We start from the raw sequence: 12,762 nt of genomic DNA on the forward strand, positions 1-12,762 counted from the left end.
TTCTATTATGGAAAAGAATGGGGCAAATAATACTCTGTAACGCTTATTTAAACAGGCGATTGTTTTATTTCCCCAAATGTTTTTTTTATCCCCTGCTCAATATCAGAAACATCATCCAAGTAAAGTATTTTTAGATTTTTAATTGCCCTTGAACATGCCACATACATTAGGTTCTTTGTATTTTCATACTCATCAAGACTCTTACATGTATCAATTATGTGCTCATTACTTTTATCTTCTAGTTGTTGGACTTTAAAATAATTTTTAAACTTATCCCTGCCTTGCGTTCCAAAGCTATGCTCCATGATGATGGCAACGTTGTCGTACTCCTCGCCTTTTGTTCCATGATAGGTATGGTAAATAGTTTGGTTAGTCTCAACCCTATTGATGAAATCAACCCATAAGGAGAACTGCTCAAAAGGCAAACTATAAAACCGCTCTACGGGATCGGTTTCTGTTGGCTCATCTTGATTCTTAATTAGTAAATCACGAACATTCAAGTCAAACATAGATTCAAAATTATCAAGATCAGTTTGATGATTTTGCGGTACGACCTGATTTAGAAGTGAAAGTCTTATATTTTTTTCTATTTCATTATTTTTTATTAGCGTAAAAAAAATAGCTTTCAACTCTTTCAAATTTGATGCTTTATTATTTCTAATGTCCTTTGCTAATTTAACTGCCTGACCTAGATTTAACTTAACATCAGAGTTACCAATAAAGTCATTCAAAACGGCACGTTCGTTTTGAATGTTCTTATACCAATTCACCAAGCGATAAATCAAAAGAACTTTTGAATCTAACTTTTCCAGTTCATTCGACAGTAACTTGGTTTTGATATCCTCCCAGCGAATCGTGCCTGCTTGGTAGATGTAATCATAAAAATCACCAAACCCACTCAGTCTCGCCAAAATTTTATTGGTCAGGACAAGGCAATGAAGTTTATCTTTGCCAAGAACACTTGCATTCCAAGCAATAAAGTCTTGGGATGCCGAAAATTTTTCAGCATCATTTGCACAGTCCTTTGAAAAAAATTCCACGGTGCCATGGTTTTTTGCCTGTGAAATCGGCTCCTGAACAACATCGTCAGCACGTATCTTATTGATAAGTTCTACAACCTGAAAATGTGACCGCCTATTAAAAACCTTCGTTATAGTTTGAAGATTGGGGTGTAGTGTTGATATATTTGAACCAACACCATCTTCATAAATATTTTGAGCAACATCGCCAAAATATCCAACAAGGAAATCTAGGTTATATTGTTTAGCATACGTATCTAGAACACTCAAAATCTTAATCACATTTTCATTTGTATCTTGATACTCATCCACCAAGATAAACGGATATTTATCAACAATCAAACGACACAACAACGGATATTTATCTACGAGCTTCGCTGCATACTCCAGTAGAGTGTCATGACTAAAACGCATACGATCAAGTCTATCTGAATTGTTTAGGCTGTCGTAACTAACATATTTATCTTCGCCATTAACAATACGTGTTAAGCAATCCTGATAACGCTTTCTTTTAAAAACTGCTTTTATAGTTTTTTCAAAATGAGCTCTAGGTTTTTTTACTAAATCAGCAAGAAAATTAGGTGGATTATCAAGTTGATTTAGCGTTGCTCTAAATTGAGCTACAGGCAAATTAATGGCTCTATAAAAAGAATCTTTATTAGCCCACATGAAATTAATTAACTGATTTTTCTCAACCTCAGTTAATTGAATATAAGACTGATAATTTTGATCTTCATTGTTTCTAAGTTTCGCCTCAAGCTCAACCAGCTCAGTTTCGAGTTTTTCTTGGTGTATTTTGAGCAGCTCAGGTTGATGAATCTTAATCAGCTCCCAAAGACGCTCATGGATTGTTGAAACAATTACTAACTCAGATTCACCCAAGCGCTTTCGTATTTCCTTCACTGCGACATTTGTATAGGTAATACAAATGACTTGTTGATTTAGTCTAGAAAGCGAAGAATATTTTGTCTGGATAATGTGTCTGATTGTCTCAATTAATGCATAAGTTTTGCCTGCACCTGCTCCAGCATTAAACCTAAAACTTGTACATTCATCCACACATCCATTAATAGACCTTTGGATTGCAATCTCTTTATCTATAACCTCGGTATCAATTTGACTCATCTTTAGTGCCCATTCAGTTTGAGTTCTAACCAAGAAAATCCAAAACGAATGTATTCAGGAAGTTTAGGCACTTTGCTTGGATCATCGGCAGTTATGCAGCGAAAAAGTAATTCATTTGCAAATTCACTCTTGTCATTATTTTCAGCTATTTTTCTTTGCAGCTTATAGGAATTGCTGATTAGATTGGTTCTCACTTCAGGGCTACCAACAATCTCTGTATATATATTTTTCTTAACTTTTTTTAGACTCTCGTTGAGAATGTCGTTATCGTAATTTTCTAGAATTATTGCTTCCTCTAGGCTTGTTGGGTGTTGTCCATTAACGCTATCTTTTTGGAAGACAAAGTAAAGGTTCTCATCTTGAAAATAATTGATCCCATCCAGTAAGCTGCTGTTCTGATTACGCTCAATTAAAGTCTGATTCGTTGTCTCTCGACCTTTCAATTCTGTGATTTGTTTGTACTCTTTCTTCTCGGCCTCGTCTCGTTTGATATCGATATCCGTAATAATCAGTGTCGGCACTTTTAAAAGTTTTGCCAATGGATGGTAAACCTTGCCGTGAGCTCCATTGATGTTGAAAATGGAAATATAGAAATTTCTCAGTTTCATGTGCTTTTCTAGATAAAAATATAACAAAGCTTCTTCGGTCGCACCTTCAACAAAAATTACAGCATCAGAAAAAAACAATTCAGACACTTTGAATTTGATATGCTTTTTTAAGAAGTTCAGGTTTTGTGTATCTTGGGCAGTGTTTCCTTGAACGATGTTGCTATCTTCAAGAGAGACAACACATGAGCTCTTATTGCTATTGCAAATGTAATTAATATTGTTGAACGAATTACTACTGTGTATTTTGCTGTTAACTATATGCGATGAATGCGTGGTAATAATCAACTGACAGTTAATCTTTTTGCTTGATGACTCAAGTGCTTTTTTAAGGGCGGCATCAATTCTGGTAATGAAAAATTCTTGCATCTGCGGATGCATGAAAGATTCAGGCTCTTCGATAAACAACAAGTTAATTTGATTTTGATGGGACTTGTCTTCATAACTATCAACGAACCCAACAATCTCACCAATGATATTGAGCAAGTTGATGTACCCTAATCCAAACTGATTTTCAGGGATAAAATCATCACCCTCACTAAAAGAGTATTTAATTAACTCCTCCAAGATGGACTTTTCGGTAACATTGCCAGATAAGTCTACTGACACATGATTTGATTGTTCTATTTCTTTTAGAACGCCCGAGATTGATTGACCTTTGCTTTTAACTGCTTTGGTAATAGTTAGATTGATACCGCCAATATGAGTGTCTAGAGTATTCTTTGAGGCTCCATCAGTGAATTCAGACTTAACAATCTTGCCGTATAGTGTTGACAAAACGCCGTCATCCAAGCGTTTGTTTGCTTTAATCTCTTTTATGTTAAAAAGACTATGCAAAGATAGATTGGTTACCTTCTCATTGTTTGAGTTGTAAATTGCGAACGTGAATTCCACTTCCTTGTTTATAAAATCACACAGAAGTTGAAAAGCAGTGGGTTCTTTAATTTCACCATTCTCTAATTTTGTTGACGAATTAATTATTTGCTCAACTTTTTGCTTAAATAACTCCTCTTCTTTAATTGTCACCTGAATTTTGATAGCAATTATTGCATCATCAACGTCGCCCAATAACTCACTCAAAGACAGAAAGTCAGATAGCAGACTAGTTGTGTCTGCCTCGCTGGCCTTTAAATTAAGCCCAACCTTAAACTCAAAACTCATTGAGGGTAGAGCAAGCTCAGCCAGCCCCTTTCCTTCATCTATTGCGGCGATGGCTTCATTTAAAAAACTCTTTAGGTACTCATTATTAAAATCGGAGGCTTTAGCCTTTTTTTCTTTTTCAATCACAAAACCAAAAGCTTTTGCGATTGTTGTTTTCCCGACGTTATTCTTACCAATAATTAAAGTACTGGATTCAGCAATTGGAGAACTCTCTTCATCATTCCCTGTTGAGGATGCCTTTATAGACTTAGGTTTGACGAATTGAATCGTATTATTTTCTTCCCTAAATTTACGAAAGTTTTTTATCGTAAAAGACACCAAATACATAAGTGCTCCCTAGAATTAATTTTTTATCAAGAGTTTATAAATTAGTGATTATTTTATTTATGATTCCTTTACGGAGCTGACAAATATTGTGAGTAAAGTATAACGAGGCGACTTAATTTAAAATAGTGTTGCAAATTGGGTACCCTATAGAAATTACCATAACGATCCTCGTTTTGACCTTTCCCGAGTAAAACAGTCAATTTATGATGTCTAAAAAAGCGCTTACCACCAATATGCCGAATCAAAAGTAATCGACTCATAGTCTCTACGCCATATCACTTCATGAGCATTCACAGCCAGCCACCAAGTCTGTTTTTCTGGTCTAGGCGTATTCTCTTTAAACGCTTGCGGAGTTAATACTGCAACACACCACGCCGGTTGCGGGTCTCTTACCGAGGTATAAATTATGGCGCCTAAATTTATATCCCTTGCTGTTACAGCCAAGGCTTGAGTGGGCTGGTAGTTAGTTTTGTGTTGCCATGCTGGGTCTTGATTAAACGGTAGATTTCTTAAATCAATGGCATGGGTGGCGAGTGAGACTTGAAAAGCGGTGTGTGGCACGGGCTCTATACGACTCAGCGCGGGGGAATCCATGAGAAAGCGCCAGCGCCAATAGCCAAGTTCAGCGGCAGCGGTACGAACTGTTTCTGCGGCATAAAACACACCTGGGTCGTTTGGACCGCGAAAGCGTGAACCTCCAGCGCGGCTGGGGTAACGGAATGGCGTGGCGAGGAGGTAATCCAGTTGTTGGGTTTCCGCGGCATAAGGCGGCTTGTTGCTATCGAGCAAAGTTTCAAGGAGCGTTTGTTCGGCTTCAGTATCGACCAGCTTCATGGTGGAGGCGACATGTTGCGCCTCTACCATGCGCCAGGCCAATGATGACCAAGCAAAAGCCTCAGACGATACCGCGTGAGGTGTCCAAGTATTGGACGACACGAACTAAGCCTTCAGTTTGTTTAATCAGGTCGATGGGGCGCGCATTGAGCGCAAGGTTGGGATTGTGTAACCAGACGCGGGCGGTTTCGTCATTGTTGACGATGGAATCCAGCGAGCGGAATGCACGGACAAATAGCAAAGCAAAATCCCACTCTTTGCGTTTTTGGTCAAGGATATATTCACCACTATACAGGCGGCTAATGGTGGCAGGACTCAGGCCAAGGATGCTTGCCAACAAGGCTTTGGAAATCTGCAAGCGTTCAGCCGCGCGTCTTACCGCTTTGGTTAACACGGATTGCGCATCGGCTTGGGTGACGGTATTTTGTGTGGTCGCGACCATAAAAATTCCTTTCTACGGAAACTCTAACACAATATTATTTCAACAGGAATGTTTACTGTGTATAAGTCGGAAACTTCTGCATCACTTTTTCAAATAAGGGGCTTTGCAACCACCCTTCTAACCAGACACGCAATTTTGGATATGCGCTGCTGGCAAACCAATCCGCATCAACCGCTGCAAACTGGCGGATAAACGGAAATATGGCGACATCGGCCATGCTGGCAAAATCGCCCAAAAGATATGCATGTTTCTGCAAAGCAGTTTCCAGCCTCTGCAAAAACTGTTCGCCTTGCTGACGGTAAAGTTCTTGCGGATGCTCTGGGTAACGGTCAGGGTATTTATAGCGGTCCAGTGCTTGTTTAAACTCACCATCATTGATAGTTATCAGCGCGTTCACTGCATCGTGGTCTGTATTCAACCAACCTTGAGGATCGTTCTGGGCAAGTGCCCATTGCATGATATCCAAGCTTTGCTCTAGCACGGTGCTATCTGGCAGTTGTAATACCGGCACGGTGCCTTTGGGGGAAATCTGTAGCAAATGCGCAGGTTTCTCTCGCAGGGAAATCTCTCGCACTTCTACTTGAATATTCGCCGCCCAGATCGCCATACGGGCGCGCATGGCGTAGGGGCAGCGGCGGTAGGAATAAAGGATGGGCTTCATTCTGATGGGCACTTCTATAAACTAAAATTCCGTCGCGATACTGCGTTGCTCATAAAAAATTTCTCCTGACATATCAACTATATGTGGCGTCACAATTTTTAATCGCGCCTTGTCTGGCTTAGCAATTTGAATTTATAGAAGCGCCTGATAACAAGGGAGCTTTAAATAAGTGATTGAGTGTGATGAAGTGCAAGGCGCACGGAACACAGAAACCGGAGCGTACAGATAGTACGTGAGGATTTCGCGTACCGCGTAACGCCGCAATTCGCCCAATCAATCATTTAGTTAAAGTTTCCCAGCGCTTTGCGGCAGTCTTTAATCAGTTGCGGGCCTTTATAGATGAGTCCGCTGTAGAGTTGAACCAGGCTGGCACCGGCCGCCATTTTCTCTTTGGCATCGTCGCCATTGAGAATACCACCGACGCCGATAATCGGCAGGCTGCCTTGCAAACTGGCCGCCAGTGTTTGAATCACGCGTGTAGAACCCGCTTTTACCGGTGCGCCTGACAGCCCACCTGCCTCTTCCGAGTTTGGCAAGCCGGCCACAGCATCGCGCGACAAGGTAGTATTGGTGGCAATCACGCCGTCCATTTGGTGCTGCATGAGCAGTTCAGCGATTTCTTGCACTTGTTCGGTGGTTAAATCGGGGGCGATTTTGAGCACAACGGGGACATATTTGCCATGCAGTTGCGAGAGGATTTTTTGCTCGGCTTTGAGTGTTGCGAGCAGTTGGCCCAGCACCTCTTTTTCTTGCAGGGCGCGCAGGTTTTTGGTGTTGGGTGAGGAAATATTTACCGTGATATAGCTGGCATAGTTATACACCTTGCGCATGCAGCTCAGGTAGTCTTCAGCGGCACGGTCGTTCGGCGTATCGAAATTTTTGCCGATATTGATGCCCAGGATGCCTTTGAATTTGGACGCCTTCACATTCTGGATCAGTTGATCGACACCGAGGTTGTTAAAGCCAAAGCGGTTAATAATGGCCTCGGCTTGTGGCAAACGGAACAAGCGTGGTTTGGGGTTGCCCGGCTGTGGGCGCGGCGTGACGGTGCCCACCTCAATAAAGCCAAAGCCTAGCGCGGCCATGCCGTCAATCACAGCGGCATTTTTATCCAGCCCGGCCGCCAGGCCGACCGGATTGGGGAAAGTAAGGCCCATGACCTGCCTCGGTTGTGCAGGTAAACGGCAGGCGGCGAGTGTGAGCAGGCCGAGCTTTTCTGCACGTTTAAGCGATTGCAAAGTAATATCGTGTGCTTGCTCTGCATCCAGTTGAAACAGCAGAGGTTTAAGCAGCGAGTAAACATTCATCCGTTTGATTCCTGAACTTTTAATTTTCCAACTCTATCGTTGCATTTTGCCAGCAGTGACTACTAGACAATACAGTCACCAGGTGTCGCTGACATGACTTTTGCGTTACATCAAAAACCATGATGTCATAAGGGTTCAAAATCCTCTACAGATTCATTGCGTGCAACATGATTCGCTTACTGGAGGAAACCCATGAAAATTTTGATTGATTTGTTATCGACTGACTACGGTTTAATGAGTTTTATCGTGATTGCTGTGATTTTAGTGGTCATGATTTGGGCAGGTATTTATGTCTATGTCAAAGCGCGACAATCATAAATCCTCTGCACTGCCACGATATGCCCCACTTGAACAAACCCCGCTTGCGCGGGGTTTGCGGGTTTACAGCAATACTTTCTCAATGCCACCGTTATTGGCCTTCTGGATGTAATTTTCCATCCAGTTTTCACCCAACACGTGCTTGGCCATTTCCACCACAATATAGTCAGCTTCAATGCCGGTGTCATCGCCATAGCGTGACAGACCTTGCAGGCAGCTTGGGCAAGACGTCAGGATTTTGACTGGCTGCTCGGGGGCGCCCACGGTCAAGCCCATTTTCTCCATGCCTTTTTCCAGCTCTTCCTGTTTGCGGAATTTGACCTGGGTAGCAATGTCAGGACGCGCCGCAGCAAAAGTGCCCGACTCACCGCAGCAACGGTCATTCAACGCCACCTCGGTGCCCATCAGCTTGTTGGTAACTTCCAGCGGCTTGTACGTCTTCATCGGCGAGTGGCATGGGTCATGATACATATAACGCGTACCGGTCACGCTTTGCAGGCGCATGTCTTTTTCCATCAGGTACTCGTGGATGTCGAGCAGACGGCAGCCCGGGAAAATCTTCTCGAACTCGTACTTCTGCAACTGATCCATACAGGTGCCGCAAGACACAATCACGGTCTTGATATCCAGGTAGTTCAAGGTGTTGGCGACGCGGTGGAACAGCACGCGGTTGTCCGCCGTGATTTCCTGGCCCTTGTCGTGGTTGCCTGAGGCTGTTTGCGGGTAACCGCAGCACAGGTAGCCAGGTGGCAAGACCGTAATCGCGCCCACCTCGTACAACATGGCTTGAGTCGCCAGGCCGACGTTAGAGAACAGGCGCTCGGAGCCGCAGCCCGGGAAGTAGAACACGGCTTCCGAATCCTCGTTCACCTTTTGCGGGTTGCGGATGACCGGAATCATGGTGTCATCTTCCACGCCCAGCATGGCACGTGAGGTCTTGGACTGCATTTTCTTCGGCATTGGCCGGTTGATGAAGTGAATCACCTGCGCCTTGATCTCTGGCTTGCCTACCGTCGCCGGTGGTGCTTTTTTGTCCTTGAGCAGGCCAAATTTCTTGGCCAGGCTGTTAGCAATATTAATCGCCTTGTAGCCCATGCCTATCATGGTTGCACGCAAGAACTTGATGGTGGCCGGATCTTTGGCATTCAGATACAGCATACCCGCAGCCGTGCCAGGGTTGAGTTTCTTCTTGCCTTGTTCGCGCAGGAAGTTACGCATCTTGACGGACACATCACCAAAGTCAATATTGACCGGGCAAGGTTTTTCACAACGGTGGCAGACCGTGCAATGGTCAGCCACATCGTTGAACTCGTCAAAGTGCTTGAGCGAAATGCCGCGGCGGGTTTGCTCTTCGTACAAGAAGGCCTCGATCAGCAAGGAGGTGCCGAGAATCTTGTTACGTGGGGAATACAGCAAATTGGCGCGTGGCACGTGGGTAGAACACACGGGCTTACACTTGCCGCAACGCAAGCAGTCAGAAATATCATCGGCAATCTCGCCTATGGCAGACTGCTCCATGATGATGGACTCTTGCTCGAGCAAACCAAAGCTGGGGGTATAGGCGTTTTCCAGCCCGGAACCCATCATCAGTTTGCCTTTGTTGAAACGGCCTTCGGGATCTACCTTGGCTTTGTAAGCAGCAAAGGTATCAATGGTGGCCTGATCCAGGAACTCCATCTTGGTGATACCGATCCCATGCTCGCCAGAAATCACGCCATTGAGGCTACGTGCCAGGGCCATCACACGCGCAACAGCGGCATGGGCGTCTTGCATCATGCCGTAGTCGTCAGAGTTGACCGGGATATTGGTATGCACGTTACCGTCACCGGCGTGCATGTGTAACGCGATAAACACTCGGCTCTTCAACACGGTTTTCTGGATCTCGTCCAGTTTGTCGAGAATCTTCTGGTATTCGCGGCCAGCAAAAATATCTGCCATCGGGCGCTTGAGCTCGCGCTTCCAGGAGACACGCAAATCATACGACTGCACGGCACGGAACACATTGCCATACTGTGCGAATGGTTTACCCATTTCACCCAGTACAGACACGGGTTCGTCCAGCGTATTGAGGATCAGACGCCATCTGGCGCGCACATCGCGCAACAACTGCAAGGCAATATTCTGTTTGGACTTTACGCCCTCAGGGTCAGCGTTGCCGTCTTCATCCGGCTGCAAAGGCAGGTCGCCAGCAACAAAGGCTTCCAGCGCATCCACCAGACGCAGCTTGTTATTGATAGACAGCTCGATATTGATGCGCTCAATGCCGTCGGAGTACTCGCCCAGGCGCGGCAATGGAATCACCACGTCTTCGTTAATCTTGAAGGCGTTGGTATGGCGGGCAATTGCCGCCGTGCGTGAACGGTCCAGCCAGAATTTTTTACGGGCCTCGGCCGAGACGGCAATAAAGCCTTCACCGTTACGGGCGTTACACATGCGCACCACGGCAGAAGCCACTTCACCGACGGCGTTTTCATCATCAGACGCGATATCGCACAACAACACCATTTTTGGCCGTTGCTGGCGTGCGGCCTTGGTCGCATAGCCCACGGCTTTCACATAGCGCTCATCCATGTGCTCCAGACCGGCCATGATCACCGACGGGTCTTGCTTGGCAGTAGCGTCCAGATAATCCTTGATCTCGACAATCGCGGGCACGGCATGCGACACATTGCCAAAAAACTCCAGCGCAATGGTGCGTACATGTTTGGGCATGCGGTGCAAAATAAAGGTGGCAGAGGTAATCAGGCCGTCACAACCCTCTTTTTGCACACCAGGCAAGCCGGACAGGAACTTGTCGGTCACGTCTTTACCCAGGCCGACCTTACGGAAGCTCGGCCCCGGAATTTCAAGAATCTCAGGCTCGGACAGCAGGTTTTTATGGTCGATGTCGTAGCGGCTAATTTTAAAGCGCGCCATGTCAATATCGTGAATTTTGCCCAGGTTGTGATCCAGACGCTCCACTTCCAGCCAGGTCGCATCTGGCGTCACCATGCGCCATGAGGCGAGGTTATCCAGCGCCGTCCCCCACAGCACGGCTTTTTTACCACCAGCGTTCATGGCGACGTTACCGCCAATGCAACAGGCATCGGCAGAGGTCGGGTCGCAGGCGAATTCCAGGCCGGCAGCCGTGGCCGCATCCATGGCGCGACGGGTCACTACACCCGCGCCGCACTCAATCGTCGCCACCTGACGGGAGACGCCCGGCAAGGTGCGCATTTGCACGCCTGTGTGTTGGTCCAGTTTTTCAGTATTGATGACTGCAGACAATGGCGTCAACGGTACCGCGCCGCCCGTGTAACCCGTTCCGCCCCCACGTGGAATAATAGTCAGACCCAATTCGATACAGGCGCGCACCAGATAAGAGATCTCGGCTTCAGTATCCGGGTTGATCACTACAAATGGATATTCGACGCGCCAGTCGGTCGCGTCTGTCACATGTGAGACACGTGCCAAGCCATCAAACTGCACATTGTCTTTGCGAGTGTACTTCGTCAGTTTGGCCAGGGCTTTTTTGCGTAACTCGGCCGTTTGCTTGAAATCATCGGCAAACTTCTCTACCGCTTTGGTCGCGGCAGACACCAGTTTTTGTACTTTTTCGTTGCCGCCGCTACGTTCTTGAATGGCAGAAATACGATGATATAGCGCCTCGATCAAGGCCTTGCGGCGCTTGGGATTTTCCAGCAGGTCATCTTGCAGATAAGGATTGCGTGACACCACCCACAAATCGCCCAACACCTCAAACAGCATGCGCGCACTGCGGCCTGTTTTACGCTCGGCGCGCAACACATTGAGGACTTCCCAGATTTCTTCGCCGAGAAACCGGATGACGATTTCGCGGTCAGAGAAGGAGGTATAGTTGTACGGAATTTCGCGTAATCGTGCGAGAGGGGTAGAATTGCGCTTTAACAAATCTGCGTTGACAGGTGCGTTCATTGATAATTTATCAAAAACAAAAGTCAATTATACCATGTCGTATACAGCACAAACACGTTACACGGCCTATGGTTTTTAGCGTGCATTTTTGAGTCATCCGTTTTTTAAGAGGCTAAGTTGAAATCAATATTCAGAACATGGGGCGTAGCAATAGTGGCATTGGCGCTCATCGCAGGCCTGGTATTTGCAGTCATGCAAAAACCGCAGGCTCCAGAAGTCACCTTCACCACGCTGGATGGCCAGAAAATCAGCATGCAAAGCCTGCGCGGCAAAACGGTGCTGGTCAACTTCTGGGCAACAGACTGCTCTGGCTGCATCAAGGAGATGCCTGACCTTATCCACACTTACCAGCAATACAAAGACAAAAACCTGGTGGTGATTGCCGTGGCGATGCCCTACGACCCGCCTGCGCAAGTGCTCAATTACACCAAGGAAAAAGCGCTGCCGTTTGCCGTCATGCATGACGGTTACGGCGAAATGGTCAAGGCGTTTGGCAATGTCAACCTGACCCCGACCACCTTCATCTTTGACGGCAACGGCAACCGCATCCAGAAAACCATAGGCGAACTCAACTTTGCCGAATTACGCAAACTCCTGAATCAGAAAGCCAGCTAAATGTTGTGGGTCAAAGCGCTACATATTATTTTTGTCACCAGTTGGTTCGCCGGCCTGTTTTACCTGCCCCGTATCTACGTCAACCTGGCGATGGAAACAGAAACTCACGCCTATGCGCGCTTGCTGCTCATGGCGCAAAAACTCTACCGCTTCATGCAGCCCCTCATGCTGCTGGCGCTCGCATTTGGCTTATGGTTATGGCTGGGTTACGGCATCACCGGTGGCTGGATGCATGCCAAACTGACCCTGGTCATCCTGCTGATTGGCTACCATCACTATTGCGGCAAACTGCTTAAACAATTTCATGCGCAGCAAAACAAGCGTAGTCATGTCTGGTTTCGCTGGTTTAATGAAGTCCCGGTGCTGATCCTGTTCGCCGTGGTGATTCTGGTGGTCGTCAAGCCATTTTAAGCAG

General features: G+C 46.1%; 10 protein-coding genes. 3 read left to right on the forward strand and 7 right to left on the reverse strand.

Annotation, left to right across the window (positions count from 1 at the left end; genetic code table 11):
• Positions 1–47 precede the first annotated feature (47 nt).
• From ACT53C_RS04575 to ACT53C_RS04600, 6 genes are all read right to left on the reverse strand, one after another.
• Positions 48–2,144 (reverse strand): UvrD-helicase domain-containing protein, encoded by a 2,097-nt coding sequence (locus ACT53C_RS04575; RefSeq protein ID WP_476145046.1) that lies wholly within the window; start codon positions 2,142–2,144, stop codon positions 48–50.
• Positions 2,145–2,146: 2 nt separating this feature from the next.
• Positions 2,147–4,237 carry an AAA family ATPase gene (locus ACT53C_RS04580; RefSeq protein ID WP_476145047.1) on the reverse strand — a complete coding sequence of 697 codons (2,091 nt, stop codon included), beginning with the start codon at positions 4,235–4,237 and terminating at the stop codon, positions 2,147–2,149.
• A gap of 222 nt (positions 4,238–4,459) precedes the next feature.
• The gene (locus tag ACT53C_RS04585) at positions 4,460–5,173 is read right to left on the reverse strand and encodes an RES family NAD+ phosphorylase (RefSeq protein ID WP_476145048.1); all 714 of its coding nucleotides are present in this window, start codon (positions 5,171–5,173) and stop codon (positions 4,460–4,462) included.
• Positions 5,133–5,513, reverse strand: a complete 381-nt coding sequence (locus ACT53C_RS04590) for an antitoxin Xre-like helix-turn-helix domain-containing protein (RefSeq protein ID WP_476145049.1) — start codon at positions 5,511–5,513, stop codon at positions 5,133–5,135. The genes ACT53C_RS04585 and ACT53C_RS04590 overlap by 41 nt, the downstream gene beginning before the upstream one ends.
• Before the next feature lie 52 nt (positions 5,514–5,565).
• The gene (locus ACT53C_RS04595) at positions 5,566–6,174 is read right to left on the reverse strand and encodes a glutathione S-transferase (RefSeq protein WP_476145051.1); all 609 of its coding nucleotides are present in this window, start codon (positions 6,172–6,174) and stop codon (positions 5,566–5,568) included.
• A 281-nt stretch (positions 6,175–6,455) separates the two neighbouring features.
• A complete protein-coding gene (locus ACT53C_RS04600) occupies positions 6,456–7,481 on the reverse strand; it encodes a quinone-dependent dihydroorotate dehydrogenase (protein WP_476145052.1) in 1,026 nt (341 codons plus the stop codon).
• A 192-nt stretch (positions 7,482–7,673) separates the two neighbouring features.
• Here ACT53C_RS04600 and ACT53C_RS04605 point away from each other — a divergent pair, with 192 nt between their 5' ends.
• Complete coding sequence (locus tag ACT53C_RS04605; RefSeq protein WP_194749452.1) at positions 7,674–7,799, forward strand: DUF3149 domain-containing protein; 126 nt, start codon at positions 7,674–7,676, stop codon at positions 7,797–7,799.
• A gap of 63 nt (positions 7,800–7,862) precedes the next feature.
• Here the strand turns inward: ACT53C_RS04605 and ACT53C_RS04610 are convergent, their stop codons facing one another.
• Positions 7,863–11,732 (reverse strand): DUF3683 domain-containing protein, encoded by a 3,870-nt coding sequence (locus tag ACT53C_RS04610; protein ID WP_476145053.1) that lies wholly within the window; start codon positions 11,730–11,732, stop codon positions 7,863–7,865.
• Between the two features lie 117 nt (positions 11,733–11,849).
• Between ACT53C_RS04610 and ACT53C_RS04615 the strand changes: the two genes are divergently transcribed.
• Positions 11,850–12,347: a TlpA disulfide reductase family protein gene (locus ACT53C_RS04615; RefSeq protein ID WP_194749450.1), complete on the forward strand. Its 498-nt coding sequence runs from the start codon at positions 11,850–11,852 to the stop codon at positions 12,345–12,347.
• On the forward strand, positions 12,348–12,758 hold the full coding sequence (locus tag ACT53C_RS04620) for a CopD family protein (RefSeq protein WP_476145054.1): 411 nt from the start codon (positions 12,348–12,350) through the stop codon (positions 12,756–12,758).
• The last annotated feature ends 4 nt before the right edge of the window (positions 12,759–12,762 follow it).

It is taken from the genome of Methylophilus sp. DMC14 (assembly GCF_056314085.1).